Below are 15927 nucleotides of genomic sequence, written 5' to 3' on the forward strand. Positions count from 1 at the left end.
CAGCACCTCCCCGACGACGCCGACCACGGCATCGTCTTAAAGCCCCCGGACAGCACAAACCCCGGCCACAGGCCGGGGTTTGTGCGACACCCTCTAACGCGGGGGTTTCGTCGTTTCGGGCATCCGCCAGAATCGGCGGCAATCCGCGGGCATTTCGGGCACTAGTGCCTTTATTCCGGCCGATTGCCGTGGATGCTGTTGGATTACGGCCGATTCGGCTGGCTGGCGGCGCCGGAAAGAGCGATCGTGGCCGCCCGTCCACAAGGTGGCCTCGGCGGCGTTGGAGCGCCCCGGGGCCTGGCACCGAAGGTCTTGGCCCCTCGGGGCAGGCCGATCGTCCCGCATGCCGACGAGGCGTGCGCGCGCTCCCCTGCACTGATGCCGAACGAAGGCCGTCTCGGTGCCGTCGACCGCTTAGGAGGCGACGACGATGCCGTACACCCTCACCCGCGAGCAACGCGATGCGCTGCACGCCGAGGCGATAACCGAGCTGGCCGAGATCGGATAGCGGCCCACCCACTTGCGCGCGCAACGGACGCTGACCTCAGCCGCCTCGGCGGCCGAGGTCAGCGTCCATCCCTCCTCAACCACCCGCCCAACCAAACCCGACGCGCTTTCAGACTGAGCGCCGCGTTAGCGTGCAACCTCATCCGGTGTCCTCCTTGGACTGAGTCGCTTGGCAGCTCTCAGCCTCCAAGGAGGCCCGGATGAACAACCTCCTCAGGAACTACAGCTAGGTGTTGTGCCTCGGTCGGTTCTGAACGCGGCTGGTGGGTGGCCGAGAGCGAGCTGTGGTTGCGGTCGTTGTTGTAGTGGTCGAGCCGCCCAGCACCGATCGCCAGCGCGTTGACCTCCGCGAGCCCAACCAGCTCCGGATCGTTGCCCGTCCGGCGCGCGAGCCGGGAACCCGACGCCTCGCAGAACGCGATCCCGAACCGCAGCGCATGCGCCGTCCCGCGAACGCCTCGTGAGGATCAGAGCGTTGACCCGCCCGAGGGCAGAGCCTGTCGTTCACGGTGCGTGCGCCCCTTCCCCGTTGGTCTTGGATGATCCCCGACGGTCCATCCAGTCCCGGAGGTCCGTCATCGAGCGGACACCGCCCTGGGTCACGGCTTCGCAGATGAGGTACCCCGGCACGGTGTCGTCGTCCGTACCGTGCGTTCGGCTCGCGCGTTTCAGGGCGAGGATGGTCGCGCGGGATTCGTCGCTCATGAGCGGTGCAAACCGGCGGAGATGCTCAAGGTCGGGCTGCCGCTCCGGTTCGTCGACGAACCACAGATCCGCAGCCCACAGCTTCTCGCTCGGCGCCATGATCTCGAGCCCCAGGTAGTAGCCGTCCGGGTATCGCGGATCGGTGTTCCACCGGCCGGTGTCATCCCGGATCACGACCTGGCGCACGTGCTCGTGCGTGACGAGATGCGCGCCCAGGCGGGCAATGCGTCCGATCGTCTTCTCGTTCAACGCGACGCATGTCGTGGTGATGTCGAGGTCCCGCCGATCGATCACCCCCAGGCCGGCCGCACCGACCACGACGGGCGCGCCGACGTTCTGCAGGCGACCCCAGAGATCCAGGCGTTCGCACATCGCACGCGCCTCCCGAACGAGCCAGTTCGCCCGTTCCAGCAGATGCTCGGCCGGTGGCTCCGGCAGACGTTCTCCCATCGCTCCCATCACCCTGTTCAGCTCTTGGCGGGGGAGAGCGCGAGAGTCGCACCCATGCCGACCAGCATCCCGCCGCCGGTCGCGCGCATCGTCGACATGCGCCGAGGCGACGTCGCGAACCACTGGCGCGCTGCGGACGCCATCAGAGCCCAGCAGGCGTCGCAGGCAAGCGCGATCACCGTGAACACGAGCCCCAGGATCGCCATTTGCAGCACAACGGAGCCGTTGCCCGGGGTGACGAACCGCGGGAGCACCGCCACGAAGAACACGATCGTCTTCGGATTCGTCACCCCCACGATGAAGCCCTCCCGCAGCACGCGCCAGGAGGATGTCGGTCTCTGGCCGAAAGCCGTCATCGCGCCGGTGTCCACGCGCCGATGCCGGATCGCCTGCACGCCCAGATACACGAGGTACCCCGCTCCGAGGAGCTTGATGATGAGGAACAGCTTGGCGGATTGCGCGACGATGGCGCCGAGCCCTACCGAGACGAGGAGCACCAGCGGCAGGCCGCCGAGCTCGTTGCCCAGCACGCTGATCAGCCCGCCCCGGCGTCCCAGCGCCAGGGAGCGGCCGATGACGAACAGCACGCTCGGTCCCGGCACCACGATCAGCACGAACGACATCACGGCGAACGCCATGAGCGCCTGAACATCCGGCATCACTTCCTCCGTCTCTCCTCGCTTCGCCCAGGCCACCTGCGATGGTCTCGTCCTGTAGAGATGGGTCCGCGGGCGGGCCGCAGGATGTTGTCTAAGTCGACGCGGGTGACGAGGCTGGCGAGTCGCGGGAGGTCGGCGGGGTCATAGCAGTCGGCCAGCGGTGCAGTGGGCACGTTGTCGCCGAAGAGGAAGTTGCTGACGCGTCCGGTGGGTTCGATGCTCAGGGAGCGCAGGGTGCGGTCGTGCTCGGCCGCGGTCGCCACCGGATCGGTGGTGGGTGTGGGGGAGGTGACGATCCGGACCATGTAGCGGGCCGCCCGATTACCGATCGCATTGGCCGGGTCGGGTGCGGCGCTCATGCCGCCGCCGAGGTGGTGGACGAACAGGAACGTGGGCACCGCTACGTCGTCTGAGAGGTGCGACAAGGGCCCGGACAGGGTGGAGGCACTGACCCCCATCGCTGCGATCGCGTCTCCTTGGAAGGCGTGGGGCCAGGTCGGCTCGTTGAATACCGTCGCCAGATCGGCAGCAGCGATGTCCGTGACGTTGTCGGCAGCCAACGGGAGACGGCGCAGTGGTTCGAGCGAGGTGGCGAGCGCTTCCGTGGAGTCCAGTGAGGTCACATAGATGGTCGCGGTGCGTTTGCCTCGAACGGCCTCGGGTAGGTCCGGGCTGTCGGGAAAGTTCTTCAATGACAGGAACGAACTCGTGGTGTCCGAGATGCCGGCGGTCCAGTCGAGGTAGCGCCCGACGACGTCAGCCCAGTCGTCGACGTCCAGCGTCAGCGCCCCCGCCCGGACCTTGGTGATCGGGAACAGTCGGAAGCGCAGCCGCGTGACGACGCCCAGGCTGGACGCTGCTCCTCGCGCCGCCCAGAAAAGCTCGGGATCACTCTCGGCGTCAAGCGTCCGTTGCCGCCCGTCGGGCGTCACAAGGTCGAGGTCCAGGACGTGATCGGCGGCGTATCCATATCGGCGGGACAGCGGACTGATACCGCCACCGACCGTGTAACCCGCGGCCCCGACGGTGGCCGCAGTGCCGCTCAGCGGAGCAAGCCCATGACGAGCTGCTGCGGCGCCGACCTGACCCCAGGTTGCACCCGGGCCGATGTCGGCGATCTGTCGATCGGGATCGATGTGGACGCCGCTGAGCCGGTGTGTGCGGATCAGCACTCCGCCCTCACCTGAGGTTGCTCCATGGCCGGTGCTGATGGTCCGGAGCGGAATCCGGTGGCTCGCGGCATGTGCGACAGCACGGATGACGTCGTCGGTGTTCAATGGTTCGACGGTCACGTCGGGGCATATCGCGACGGCGGTCTGCATACCCCCAGCGCCCGACATCGGGCCCACCGAGACCGGCCCGGTTAAACCTCGCAAGCTGCGAGGCGACCATTCGCCCACGTTCACACTCCTCCCACATCGGTGCACATCGTCAAGTGGTCGGCGGTGTGTCCTCGGGTGATGTGGAGCGGCTCGGTGCCTGCAGGCTCCAGATCCGTCCGTCAGGGTCGCGAATGGTCGCCATCTGGGTTCCGAAGTGCGTGGCTGCGAACGGATCGATCACGTCGATGATCGGCTCGGCCTCGAACCCGTCAGCGTCGTTGACCTTCAAGACCAATTGCGCGTCGGGCCGCTGGTCGCCCGGGACCTCGGCGATGAACACGGTTGGCCCGAGGCGGTGGCGGAACTGGCCGGAGTTGTGGTCAGTCTCGAACTCGAGCTCGAATCCCAGCGCCTGGAAGAACTTGGCCGACTTGCCCCAGTTGTGCGTGGTGAGGAACACCGCCTCGATACCGTCGGTGGCCATCTCAACCGTCCCTCCGTTCTGATCGTTGATCCGCGTGGGCGTTGCCCAGGTACGCCCGCAGTGCGTCTGCCACCAACGCGGACAAGGAGATCTCCTCATCGATCGCGTGATGCTTGACCTGCTTGATCAACTCGACCGGCAGGTAGACATTGAACTGCTTCAAGTTGCCCACGCCACAATGCTAGCATCCTATATCTCAAGCTGCCTAGCAGTTCTCTGGTGCCGTCACGTGGCCGCGACGACCGCCGACGCGGTCGCGCGCAGCACGACCTCGCCGGTCTGTCGCGTGACGGTCAGCGACAGCCGCGCGACCGGCAGCCCCTCGCCCGGCTCGACCGCGTCGACGCGGCCGTCGAGCGACAGCACGTCGCCGGGCCACACCTGGCCGGTGAAGCGCACCGTGTAGGAGCGCACGTTGTCCGGTCCGACCCAGCGGGCCAGCCGCGTGCCGAGCATGCCCGCGTGCAGCATCCCCATGCCGAAGACCGACGGTCTCCCTGCGGCGCGGGCCAGTTCGTCGTCGTGATGGAGCGGATTGAAGTCGCCGCCGGCGCCGGCGTAGCGGACGAAGTCGGTCCGTGTGAGCGGCCCGACGACCTCGGTGGGCATCTCGTCGCCCGCGGCGAGCGCGACGGGCGCGGCCGGGAGGGTCACGCCGCCCCCGTCTCGATCAGCGTGTCGCGCCGCCGGACGACCGGCTCCGCGTGCTGGTTCGTGAACTCCGTCTCGATCGCGACGAAGGTCATCGTGCCCCCGCGTCTGCCTTCGCGTCTGCTCACGCCGGCGACGCGGGCGACGGCCGTCAGCTCGTCGCCGACCCGCACTGGCGCGAGGTACTCCCACGCCACCTCGCCGTGCAGCAGCCGCCGCGCGTCGATGCCGATCGCGGTCACGTCGGCGAGCGGGCCGCCCGCGCGCCAGTGGTCGACCAGAGCCGTGACCGTCGGCGGCACCGGCAGCTGCGCGAGTCCCGCGGCGGTCGCCGCTCCTCTGTCGTGCCAGGCCGGGTCCTCTTCGTGCAGCGCGCGTGCGAGCTCGGCGAGCTTTCCCCGTTCGACCGGGAACCGGATGGTGCTCAGCTCCATGCCCTCGATCGCCGGATCGATCATCGCCGCCGCTCCACGACGTCGCGCGCATGGGCGCTCTGCCGATACGCGCGCGTGACGAACGTGACGTCGGCGGTGAACGGACCGAAGCCCCGGACTGCGGCCAGCTCCGGGCTGTCGAGCGCCTCCGGTCCCGCGATGCCGTAGAGCGTCAGGAACGGCGTCCCGTCCTCGGCCGGCACGCCGAGGTAGCGCCGGCCCCAGCGGAATCCCGGGCAGGCGAGCACCTCGGGCAGGTGGACCTCGTCGTACCAGCGGTCGAACTCCACTCGGTCGGCCGCGGCGGCGAGCGTGCCGTTCACGGCCATGATCCACTCGTCCAGCGGCGCGGATGCGTCTCTCTGCATGGTGCGTCTCCTCTTTCGCGCGTCGGCCGGTCAGGCCGCCATTCCGAACTGGATGCCGCCGTTCACGTTCAACACCTGGCCGGTGACGTAGTCGCTCCACGGCGAGCAGAGGAAGCCGATCGCGCTGGCCGCCTCCTGGACCGTGCCGGGCCGCCCGAGCGACACTGCCGACGCGAGCCCGGCCCGGGCCTGCTCAGGGATCGCGGCGCTCAGCCGGGTCTCGATCAACCCGAACGCGACCGCGTTGACGTTGACGCTGAAGCGACCCCACTCCTTCGCCAACGTCTTGGTGAGGCCGACGACACCGGCCTTCGCGGCCGCGTAGTTGGCCTGTCCTGCGTTGCCCATCGTGCCGGCGCCGGAGCTGACGTTGACGACCTTGCGCATGACCTCGCGGCCTTCCGCTCGCTCGCGCTTGGCCGGCTCGCGCAGGTGCGGCGCCGCGGCCCGGAGCACGCGGAACGGGACGACCGTGTGGATGTCGAGCATCGCCTGGAACGCGTCGTCGTCGAGCTTGTGCAGCGGCGCGTCGCGCGTGTAGCCGGCGTTGTTGACGACGACGTCGAGCCGACCGAAGGCGTCGATCGCCGTCGCGACGAGCGCCTCCGGTTCGCCGTCGCGCGTCAGGTCCCCGGCGTGGACCGTCACCTCGCCGTCGATCGACGCGGCCGTGGCGCGCGCCGCGTCCGCGTCGACGTCGCTCAGCACCACCCGCGCCCCGCCGCTCGCCAGCAGCTCAGCGGTGGCGGCGCCGATGCCGCGCGCCCCGCCGGTCACGATCGCCGTCTTGCCTTCGAACATCGTGGTCCTTCCGTGTCAGACGTTTCCGCGAGCTCACCCGAGCACGGCGTCGGCGACCCGGGCGCGGTGGCGCGTCGGGGGTCCGTCGAGCGCCGCGAGCGAGAGCGCGCGCTTGTAGTAGCGGTGGAGCGGGCTCTCCCAGGTCGTGCCGATCCCGCCGTGGACCTGGATCGCCCGCTCGCACGCGTCGACCGCGGCAGGAATCGCCTTCGCCGCCGCGGCGGCGACCGCGACGTCGGCGTCGGCCTCCGACCCGTCGACCGCGAGGGCCGCCCACACGACCAGCGAACGCGACAGCTCGACCTGGACGTAGACGTCGGCGAGCGCGTGACTGACCGCCTGGTAGGTGCCGATCGCCCGGCCGAACTGCCGGCGCTCCTTCGCGTAGTCGCATGCGAGGTCGAGCACGCGCTGGCCGATTCCGACCGCTTCGGCGGCGGCCAGCGTGAGCGCGCGGTCCCGTACCGCCCGCACCGCGGTGCGCGCGGTCGAGCCTCGCGCGAGCAGTCGACCGCGCGCCTCGCGCAGCTCGACCGCCGCCAGCGGCCGAGTCGTGTCGATCGTCGTCAGCGGGCGCAGCTCGACGCCGGGGTCGTCGCGGCGCACGAACAGCAGCGCCAGCTCGTCGTCGTCGCGCGCGACGACGACGAACGCCTCCACGCGGTCGGCGTCGGGGACCCACGCCTTGCTGCCGGTCAACGCGACGTCCGGACCGCGCGCGGACAGCTCCAGTCGCGTCTGCGCCGCCTCCGACAGCGCCGCGTCGCCCTCGGCGTCGGCCCACGCGAACGTCGTGCGCAGGCGACCGCTGACGACGTCGGCGACGAGGTCGCCGGCACCGGCGGACAGCAGCGCGGGCAGCGTCAGCGCGACCGTCGCGAAGAACGGCGCGGGCAGCAGCACGGCGGCGCTCTCCTCGAAGAGGATCGTCTCCTCCAGCAGGCCCATGCCGGCGCCGCCGAGCTCGTCGGGGACGGCGACGCCGAGCCAGCCGAGCTCGGCCAGCTCGGGCCAGATCGCGGGATCCCAACCGGCCGGCTCGTCCGCGAGCGCGGCCAGTCGCGCGGGCGGCATGCGAGCCGCGAGCAGCTCACGCGCGGCGGCACGCAGCGCGCGCTGCTCGTCGGTCGCTGTCAGGTCCATCGAATCGCTCCCTTCATCGCGAGCTCGGCAGTCCGAGCACCCGCTCGGCGACGATCGTGCGCAGGATCTCGCTCGTGCCCGCCTCGATCGTGTTTCCGCGGCTGCGCAGGCGCGCGAACGACCAGCGGCCGCGGTCGACCGCTGCCTCGCCACGCTCCAACGCCGCCGGCCCGAGCGCGTCGCCGACGAGCGCGGCGAGGCGCTGGTTCAGCTCGCTCCAGCGCAGCTTGGCGATCGTCGCCGCCGGACCGGGCGCACCGTCGCGTCTGAGCGCGGAGAGCGCGCGGAGGTTGGTGATCCGCAGCGCGTGCAGCTCGATCGACAGCTCGGCGATCGCGTCGCGCACGAGCGGGTCGTCGGCGGGGCACCGGCCGCGCGCGTCTCGCCGCGTGAGCAGCGCGACGGCAGCGCGCAGCTCGGCGTCGAGACGCGCGGCGAGGCCGACGCCGTGCGTGCCGCGCTCATGCGAGAGCGTCGTCATCGCGACCGCCCAGCCGTCACCGGGCCGTCCGAGCATCGCGTCGCGCGGGACACGGACGCCGTCGAGGAACAGCTCGTTGAACTCCGGGTCGCCGGTGATCTGGCGCAGCGGCTGGACGGTCACGCCGGGCGTGCGCATGTCGAGCAGCAGGTAGGACAGCCCGCCGTGCTTGGACGCCGCGCGGTCCGTGCGCACGAGCAGGATGCACCAGTCGGCGATGTGCGCGTACGACGACCACACCTTCTGGCCGTTGACGACCCACGCGTCGCCGTCGAGCACGGCGCGCGTGCGGACGCTGGCAAGGTCCGATCCGCTGTCGGGCTCGGAGAAGCCCTGGCACCAGATCTCCTCGCAGCGCAGGAGCGGCGGCAGGAACCGCCGCTTCTGCGCCTCGCTGCCCCACGCGCCGATCGTCGGGCCGGCCATGCCGATGCCGATGACGCCGAGGTGGTCGGGCACGCCGGCGCGCGCGCTCTCCTGGAGCCAGATCGCCTGGTGCGCCGGTCCCAATCCCTGGCCGCCATGCTCCCGCGGCCAGGTGATGCCGGCGTAACCGGCATCGTGGAGCCGCCGGCTCCAGGCCCGCCACGCCTCGATCTGGCCCGCGTCGGGCTCACCGTCGAGACGTGGCGCGTGGCGCGCGTTGTCGCTCAGCCACCTGCGCAGGGCAGCGCGGTAGCGCCCCTCGTCGGGGTCGTCCTGCAATTGCATGGTGCGGCCTGTCAGCGCGGCGCCATGCGCAGCGCGCCGTCGAGGCGGACGACCTCGCCGTTGAGCATCGGGTTCTCGACGATGTGCGTTGCGAGCGCGGCGTACTCGCGCGGGTCGCCGAGCCGGTGCGGGTGGGGCACCGCGGCGGCCAGCGACGCGCGCGCCGCGTCAGGCAGCACCCTCAGCAGCGGCGTCTCGAACAAGCCGGGAGCGATCGTCACGCAGCGGACCAGCATGTCGGCGAGGTCGCGTGCGGCGGTCAGCGTGAGCGACACGATCCCGCCCTTGGACGCGGCATACGCGGCCTGGCCGATCTGACCGTCGTAAGCCGCCACCGAGGCGGTGTTGACGATCACGCCGCGCTCGCCGTTCCACGGGTCGTTGTCGCGCATCGCCGAGGCGGCGAGGCGCATCACGTTGAACGTGCCGACCAGGTTGACGTCGACGATCTCCTGGAAGGCCTCCAGCGAGTGCGGCACGCCCCTGCGCAGGATCCGCGCCGGCGGGCCGATTCCCGCGCAGTTGACGCAGACCCGCAGCGCGCTCGCGCGGGTCGCGACCGCGATCGCCTCCTCGACCGCTCGCGCGTCCCGCACGTCCGCGGCGGCGAAGGTCAGCCCTGAGCCGTCGGGGACGCGCTCGCGCGCCTGAGGAAGGTCGAGCACGGTCACGTCGGCGCCGCGCTCGAGGAACGCCTCGGCGGTCGCCCGGCCGAGACCCGACGCGCCGCCGGCGACGAGCGCCCCGACTCCCTCGAGCAGCATCAGCCGACCTGCTTGTAGACGCTCACGACCGCGGCGCCGCCGAGGCCGATGTTGTGCTGCAGACCGACGGTCGCGCCCTCCACCTGGCGCGCGTCGGCGGCGCCGCGCAGCTGCCAGGTCAGCTCGGCGCACTGCGCCAGCCCGGTCGCGCCGAGCGGGTGGCCCTTGGAGATGAGACCGCCCGAGGGGTTGACGACCCAGCGGCCCCCGTAGGTCGTCGCCTCCTCCTCGACGAGCCGGTGGCCTTCGCCGACCGGCGCCAGCCCGAGCGCCTCGTAGGTGATCAGCTCGTTGGCGCTGAAGCAGTCGTGCAGCTCGATCACGTCGACGTCGTCGATCGACGTCTCCGCCTCCTCCAGCGCCCATCTCGCCGCCGTCGCGCTCATGTCGAAGCCGACGACGTCGATGCAGCTGCCGCTGTCGAACGTCGAGGGCATGTCGGTCACGAGCGCCTGTCCGGCCAGCTCGACGGCGCGATCCCACAGGTCGCGCTCGTCGACGAAGCGCTCGGAGGCGATCACGGCGGCGCCGCTGCCGTCCGACGTGGGCGAGCACTGCAGCTTGGTCAGCGGCTCGTGGATCATCCTCGCCTGCATTACCTCGTCGAGGCTGTACTCGGTCTGGAACTGCGCGTACGGGTTGTTGACCGAGTGCTTGTGGTTCTTGTAGCCGATCCACGCCATGTGGTCGGGCGTCGAGCCGTAGCGCTCCATGTGCTCGCGTCCGGCGTTGCCGAACATCTGCGGCGCGAACGGCGAGCTCTCCGGCGCGCGCAGCTGCGCCATCACGTCGAGGTGGCGCCCGAGCGGGTTGGCGCGGTCCTGGTACTTCATCGCCAGCGAGCCGCGCTCCATCTTCTCGAAGCCGAGCGCGAGCACGCAGTCGGCGAGCCCCCCGCGCACGGTTTCGCGCGCGAGGTACAGCGCGGTCGAGCCGGTCGAGCAGTTGTTGTTGACGTTGACGACCGGCACGCCGGTCAGGCCGAGTCGGTAGACGGCGCGCTGACCCGAGCCCGAGTCGCCGTAGCAGAAGCCCGCGAAGGCCCGCTCGACGAGCCCGTACTCGACGCCCGCGTCACGCAGCGCGGCTGAGCCGGCCTCGTAGGCCATGTCCGGGTAGTCCCAGTCGCGGCTGCCGGGCTTCTCGAATCTCGTCATGCCGACGCCGATCACGAACGTCCTCTGTGTCATCCCTGCTCCTCCTGTGGTTCCAAAGCTCATCGCCGCAGCGCGAGATCCGCGTAGCGCGTCCGCAGCTCCCCCTTGACGACCTTCCCGCTCGGGCTGCGGGGCAGCTCGTCGACAAGCACGATCCGGCGCGGCTGCTTGTAGCGCGCAAGCCGATCGGCCATGAACGCGGTCACGTCTTCCTCGGTCAACGCAGCGTCGTCCCGTGCGACGACGACGGCGACGACCGCCTCGCCCCACGTCGGTTCGGGAACGCCGAAGACGGCCGCGTCCGCGATCCGCTCATGCTCGACCAGGCAGGCCTCGACCTCGGCCGGATACACGTTCTCGCCGCCGGTGATGATCATGTCCTTCTTGCGGTCGACGACGGTGTAGAAGCCGTCCTCGTCGCGCACGCCGACGTCGCCGGTGCGCAGCCATCCGTCGGCGAGCGTCGCAGCGGTCGCGTCGGGACGGTTCCAGTAGCCCTTCATCACGTTCGGGCCGCGGACGAGGAACTCGCCCGGTGTGCCGGTCGGAACCTCCCGTCCCTGGTCGTCGACGAGCGTGACCTCGGTGAAGAACGACGGCAGACCGACCGAGCCGACCTTGTCGAGCACGCGACCGGGCGGGACGATCGTGATCAACGGCGCCGCCTCGGTCATCCCGTAGCCGGCGCAGACGTCGATGCCGCGTGCCAGGTACTGCTCGAGCAGCGGGACGGGCACCGGGGCGCCGCCGGAGACGATCAGCCGAAGCGCGTCGAGGTCGGCCGTCGCGAAGCCCGGCCGCCGCGCCATCTCGACGAGCATCGTCGGGACGGCGAACATCGTCGTGATGCGCCGCTCCTCGAGCAGGCGCAGCACCCGGTCCGGGTCGAAGCGCCGCTCCAGCACGACGGTCGCCCCGTTGAGGAAGGCGCTCAACGTCGTCACGTTGAGCCCGCCGATGTGGAACAGCGGCGCCACGACCAGCGTGCGGTCGTCGGCGCGCGTGTCGAACGTCAGCGAGAATCCGTGAATCGACGCGAGCAGGTTGTCGTGCGTGATCATCGCCCCTTTGGGGCGCCCCGTCGTGCCCGACGTGTACATGATCAGCGCGACGTCGTCGCGATCGACGAAGCGCTCCTCCTGCGGCGGCCCGCTCTCGACGAGCGCGGTCGCGAGCTCCCCCGCCTCGTCGTCGGGCGTGCGCACGAACGCGCGACAGGGGATCTCGTCGCGGATCTGCTCGACCGCCTCCGCAAACGGCTCGGCGTAGACCAGCACGCACGCGCCCGAGTCGGCCAGCGCGAACTGCAGCTCGGGCGCCGTCAGGCGGAAGTTGAGCGGCACGAAGATCGCACCCAGCCGCGCCGTCGCGAACAGCGTGAGCAGGTAGTTCGGGTGGTTGAGGTCCAGGAACGCCACCCGGTCGCCGGGCCGCACGCCGAGCCGCACGAGCGCGGCGGCGAACGCCTCGACCTCGTGCTGGAGCTCGGCATAGGTCCAGCTGCGCTCGCCGAACGTCATCGCGACACGCTCGGGGTCGAAGCTGGCCCGACGGGCGAGCCAGCTCGCCAGGCCGCGGTCTCGTGCAGATTCAGGCACGTGTGCTCCCTTCCAGCGATCGACCGCCCGGGATCGATGCGATCAGCTCGCGCGTGTACGCATGCGCGGGCGCGTCGAGGACGCTCGCCGTCGCGCCCGTCTCGACCACCACGCCGCGTCGCAGCACGTAGACGCGGTCGGTGACCTGGCGCACGACGGCGAGGTCGTGGGTGATGAACAGCAGCGCGAGGTCCAGCTCCCGCTGCAGGTCGCGCAGCAGGTTGAGGATCTGCGCCTGGACCGACACGTCGAGCGCCGAGACGACCTCGTCGCAGACGAGCAGCCGCGGTCTGCGGGCCAACGCGCGGGCGATCGCCGCGCGCTGGCGCTCCCCGCCCGACAACGCCGACGGTCGCCGCTGGGCGTACTGCGCCGGCAGGCCGACGCGCTCCAGCAGTTCGCCGACGGCGCGCTCCTCGTCGGCCCGCTCGCCGCCGGCGAGGCGGACCGCCTCGCGCAGCGTCGCGCCGACGGTGCGCGCCGGGTTCAGCGACGAGTACGGGTCCTGGAATGCCATCTGCACGGTGTCGCGCAGCGCCTCGCGGTCGGCGCGCGTGGTGCGGCCGACGAGCGCGACCCCGCCGACCTCGGCCCGGCCGTCGGTGGCCTCCTCGAGGCCCACGACGATCCGCGCGAGCGTCGTCTTGCCCGAGCCCGACTCGCCGACGAGCCCGACGCTCTCCCCCTCGCGCACGGACAGGTCGACGCCGTCCAGCGCCGTCGTGCCGCCGTGGCCGCGCCGTCCGGCGAACGTCTTGCGCACACCCTCGACGGTGACCAGCGTCGCGCGCGACGCGCGCGACGCGGCGTCGGCGGTCACGCCCGGCCGGTCGCCGCCATGGCCGAGCTCCGTGGCGATCTCGTCGATCCGCAGGCAGCGTGTGCCGTGCCCGGGGGCCGTCTCGCGCAACGGCGGCAGCGTGCCCTCGCGGCATGCCGGCGCGGCCCACGGGCAGCGCGGCGCGAACGGGCAGCCATCCGGGCGCGTGCCGGGCGAGGGCACGCTGCCGGGGATGCCGGCCAGCCGCTCGACGCGGCGATCGGCCGGCGGCTCGGCGAGCAGCAGCCCGTGGGTGTACGGGTGCCGCGGCCGGTCGCGCAGCTCGCGCGACGGGGCCGTCTCCAGCAGCGCGCCCGCGTACATCACGTAGACGCGGTCGCAGACCGAGAACGCCACGCTGAGGTCGTGGGTGATCAGCACGAGCGCCATCTCGTGCGTGCGCCGCAGCTCCCCGAGCAGCTCCAGGATCTGGCGCTGGGTCGTGACGTCGAGCGCCGTCGTCGGCTCGTCGGCGACGAGCACGCGCGGGCCCTCGGCGATCGCCGCCGCGATCGCGACGCGCTGGCGCATCCCGCCCGACAGCTCGAACGGGTAGCGGTCGGCGACGGCCGGATCGGCGATCCCGACCTCCGCCAGGCGCCGCACCGCCTCCGCCCTGCGGGCCGCCCGCGACGGACGGCGACCGCGCTCGTCGCGCAGCGCCTCGACGATCTGCGCGCCGACGCGCTCGACGGGGTTGAGCATCGTGAAGGGGTCCTGCATGACGAGCGCGAGCTCGCGCCCGCGCAGCCGGCGCCGGGCACGCGGAGCGAGCGCGCTCAGGTCCCTCTCGCCGTAGCGCAGGCTGCCGGTCGCGCGCACGCCCTCTGGCAGGAGGTCCAGCACCGCCCGCGTGCTCAGCGACTTGCCGCTGCCGGACTCGCCGACGATCGCGATCGCCTCGCCGGGCCTGACGTCCAGCTCGATCCCGGTCGCGATCGCGACGTCGCCGCGCGGTCCCGACGCCCACACGTCAAGGTCGCGGACGGCAAGCGCGCGCGTGGTCTCGTGGTCGCTCATCGCTCCCGCTTTCTGCGTTCGAGCCGCTCGTAGATCCAACCGCCGAGGATGTTCGCGCTCAGGACCGTCGCGACGATCGCGATGCCCGGCGCCACCGCCGCCCACGGGTTCTGCGCGACCTGGACGCGGTTCTCCGCCAGCATCCGTCCCCAGTCCGGCGACCCGGGTGGGACGCCGAGCCCGAGGAAGGACAGCGCCGACAGCTCGACCATGCCGTAGGTGAAGCCGAGGAAGAAGCACGTCACGATCATCGGCTCGAGGTTGGGCAGCAGGTGGCGGACCATGATCGACCAGCGGCTGACGCCGATCGTGCGCGCCGCCTCCACGTACGGGAGGTCGCGGCGCTCGATCACCGCCGCGCGCAGGATGCGCAGCGCCGTTGGCGTGTTGAACACGACGAGCACCCCGATCGCCAGCCACCAGCCGCCGCCGAAGACGCCGACGATGACGATCGTGACGATCAGCGCCGGCAGCGCGTAGATGGTGTCGGCGACGCGGCTGACGACGGCGTCGAACCAGCCGCCGAGGTACCCGGCGAGGAGCGCCAGGAAGGTGCTGATGACGACGGTCGCCGACGTCAGGATGAGCGGGCCCACGAGTGCGCTGCGCGCACCGGCCACGACGCGCGAGAGCACGTCGCGCCCGAGCGCGTCGGTGCCGAGCAGATGGGCGCCGGAGGCCGTCTGCAGCCCGCCTGCGGGGTCGATCAGCGCCGGGTCCTGCGGCGCCAGCAGCCCGGGGGCGATCGCGCACAGGATCGCGGCGGCCAGGGCGACCGCGCTCAGCGCGACCGACACGGGCATCCCCGTCCGGCGGGCGCGGCTGCGGCTGCGGCTCCGGCGACCGTCCCGCGCGGTGACCGCGGCCTTGGCGTCGGGCACGCTCATGCGCGGGCCTCCGCATGGACGCGGACGCGCGGGTCGAGCGCGAAGTACAGGAGGTCGACGACCAGGTTGACGGTGACGATGAACGCCGCGATCACGAGCGTCACGCCCTGGATCACCGGGATGTCGCGCGCGTTGATCGCCTTCACCAGGAGCTGGCCGACGCCGTCGAGGCCGAAGGTCGTCTCGACCAGCAGGCCCCACGACACGAGGCCGACGACGATCGTCCCGCTGCGGGTCACGATCTGGATCCCGGCGTTGCGCAGCACCGAGCGTCCGACGATGTAGCGCGACGACAGCCCGCGGGCGCGCGCGAACGTGACGTGGTCCTCGCCGAGCACCTCCTTCACGCGCGTGCGCGTGATCTGGAGCATCGCGGCGGTGCCGGCGATCGTCAGCGTCGCGATCGGCAGCACGAGGTGCCGCGCCCGCTCGGCGAAGCCCTCGCCGGTGCCGAACACCGGCAGCCAGTGCAGCTGCACGCCGAAGACGGTCAGCAGGATCAGCGCCGTCACGAACGCCGGCGCGCTCGCGCCGACGAGCGCCAGGCCGACCGTCGCACGGTCGAGCGAGCCGCCGGCTCGGTGGGCCGTCAGCGTGCCCAGCGCCGTGCCGATCGTGCAGATGAGCAGGAAACTGACGAGCACGAGCGGCGCCGTCACCTGCAGCCCTCTGCCGATCGCGTCGAGGACCGGCTCGCGCGTGGCGATCGAGCTGCCGAAGTCGAGCCCGACCGCGTTGGAGAGGAAGCGCCAGTACTGCTCGGCGAGCGGGTCGTCGAGGCCGAGCGACGCGCGGATGTTCGCGAGCTGCTGAGGCGTTGCGAACTCGCCGCCCGCCGCCTGCTCGGGACCACCCGGCGCGAGGTGGATCAGCAGGAACACGACGACGGAGACGACGAGCAGCACAAGCACCGCCGCCGCGAGGCGTCGTGCGAGGAAGCGTGCGATCACGTTGCCGGACATCGG

General features: G+C 71.5%; 18 protein-coding genes and 1 pseudogene. All 19 read right to left on the reverse strand.

The window, feature by feature from the left end; all coding sequences use genetic code 11:
• Positions 1-414 precede the first annotated feature (414 nt).
• Positions 415-591 carry a leucine zipper domain-containing protein gene (locus BDZ31_RS26180; RefSeq protein WP_183337754.1) on the reverse strand — a complete coding sequence of 59 codons (177 nt, stop codon included), beginning with the start codon at positions 589-591 and terminating at the stop codon, positions 415-417.
• A 233-nt stretch (positions 592-824) separates the two neighbouring features.
• Positions 825-956: pseudogene (locus BDZ31_RS25695) on the reverse strand (adenosine-specific kinase); the annotation flags it as partial.
• 55 nt (positions 957-1011) lie between these two features.
• Positions 1012-1662, reverse strand: a complete 651-nt coding sequence (locus tag BDZ31_RS00015; protein WP_183337756.1) for a hypothetical protein — start codon at positions 1660-1662, stop codon at positions 1012-1014.
• Positions 1663-1679: 17 nt separating this feature from the next.
• Positions 1680-2321, reverse strand: coding sequence for a LysE family translocator (locus BDZ31_RS00020; protein ID WP_183340878.1), 642 nt, complete (start codon positions 2319-2321; stop codon positions 1680-1682).
• Entirely contained in the window at positions 2321-3613 is a 1293-nt protein-coding gene (locus BDZ31_RS00025; protein ID WP_221242757.1) for an FAD-binding protein, read from the reverse strand. Before BDZ31_RS00025 ends, BDZ31_RS00020 begins: the two co-directional genes overlap by 1 nt.
• A 139-nt stretch (positions 3614-3752) precedes the next feature.
• Positions 3753-4127, reverse strand: a complete 375-nt coding sequence (locus BDZ31_RS00030) for a VOC family protein (RefSeq protein ID WP_183337760.1) — start codon at positions 4125-4127, stop codon at positions 3753-3755.
• A gap of 1 nt (position 4128) precedes the next feature.
• Positions 4129-4299, reverse strand: coding sequence for a ribbon-helix-helix protein, CopG family (locus tag BDZ31_RS00035; RefSeq protein ID WP_183337762.1), 171 nt, complete (start codon positions 4297-4299; stop codon positions 4129-4131).
• A 53-nt stretch (positions 4300-4352) separates the two neighbouring features.
• Positions 4353-4781 (reverse strand): MaoC/PaaZ C-terminal domain-containing protein, encoded by a 429-nt coding sequence (locus BDZ31_RS00040; protein WP_221242758.1) that lies wholly within the window; start codon positions 4779-4781, stop codon positions 4353-4355.
• Positions 4778-5236: an FAS1-like dehydratase domain-containing protein gene (locus tag BDZ31_RS00045; protein WP_183337764.1), complete on the reverse strand. Its 459-nt coding sequence runs from the start codon at positions 5234-5236 to the stop codon at positions 4778-4780. Before BDZ31_RS00045 ends, BDZ31_RS00040 begins: the two co-directional genes overlap by 4 nt.
• Positions 5233-5580: an EthD domain-containing protein gene (locus tag BDZ31_RS00050; RefSeq protein ID WP_183337766.1), complete on the reverse strand. Its 348-nt coding sequence runs from the start codon at positions 5578-5580 to the stop codon at positions 5233-5235. The genes BDZ31_RS00045 and BDZ31_RS00050 overlap by 4 nt, the downstream gene beginning before the upstream one ends.
• Before the next feature lie 30 nt (positions 5581-5610).
• Positions 5611-6381, reverse strand: a complete 771-nt coding sequence (locus BDZ31_RS00055; protein WP_183337768.1) for an SDR family NAD(P)-dependent oxidoreductase — start codon at positions 6379-6381, stop codon at positions 5611-5613.
• Positions 6382-6414: 33 nt separating this feature from the next.
• Positions 6415-7524 carry an acyl-CoA dehydrogenase family protein gene (locus BDZ31_RS00060; protein WP_183337770.1) on the reverse strand — a complete coding sequence of 370 codons (1110 nt, stop codon included), beginning with the start codon at positions 7522-7524 and terminating at the stop codon, positions 6415-6417.
• Positions 7525-7537: 13 nt separating this feature from the next.
• Positions 7538-8716, reverse strand: coding sequence for an acyl-CoA dehydrogenase family protein (locus BDZ31_RS00065; protein ID WP_183337772.1), 1179 nt, complete (start codon positions 8714-8716; stop codon positions 7538-7540).
• Between the two features lie 11 nt (positions 8717-8727).
• Positions 8728-9480 carry an SDR family NAD(P)-dependent oxidoreductase gene (locus BDZ31_RS00070; protein WP_183337774.1) on the reverse strand — a complete coding sequence of 251 codons (753 nt, stop codon included), beginning with the start codon at positions 9478-9480 and terminating at the stop codon, positions 8728-8730.
• Positions 9480-10670: a lipid-transfer protein gene (locus BDZ31_RS00075; RefSeq protein WP_183337776.1), complete on the reverse strand. Its 1191-nt coding sequence runs from the start codon at positions 10668-10670 to the stop codon at positions 9480-9482. Before BDZ31_RS00075 ends, BDZ31_RS00070 begins: the two co-directional genes overlap by 1 nt.
• Before the next feature lie 26 nt (positions 10671-10696).
• A complete protein-coding gene (locus BDZ31_RS00080) occupies positions 10697-12235 on the reverse strand; it encodes a long-chain-fatty-acid--CoA ligase (RefSeq protein ID WP_183337778.1) in 1539 nt (512 codons plus the stop codon).
• Positions 12228-14075 (reverse strand): dipeptide ABC transporter ATP-binding protein, encoded by a 1848-nt coding sequence (locus tag BDZ31_RS00085; protein WP_183337780.1) that lies wholly within the window; start codon positions 14073-14075, stop codon positions 12228-12230. The genes BDZ31_RS00080 and BDZ31_RS00085 overlap by 8 nt, the downstream gene beginning before the upstream one ends.
• Positions 14072-14962 (reverse strand): ABC transporter permease, encoded by an 891-nt coding sequence (locus BDZ31_RS00090; RefSeq protein WP_183337782.1) that lies wholly within the window; start codon positions 14960-14962, stop codon positions 14072-14074. Before BDZ31_RS00090 ends, BDZ31_RS00085 begins: the two co-directional genes overlap by 4 nt.
• A complete protein-coding gene (locus tag BDZ31_RS00095) occupies positions 14959-15924 on the reverse strand; it encodes an ABC transporter permease (protein WP_183337784.1) in 966 nt (321 codons plus the stop codon). The genes BDZ31_RS00090 and BDZ31_RS00095 overlap by 4 nt, the downstream gene beginning before the upstream one ends.
• Positions 15925-15927 lie beyond the last annotated feature (3 nt).

This window comes from Conexibacter arvalis, assembly GCF_014199525.1.
Lineage (GTDB): Bacteria > Actinomycetota > Thermoleophilia > Solirubrobacterales > Solirubrobacteraceae > Conexibacter > Conexibacter arvalis.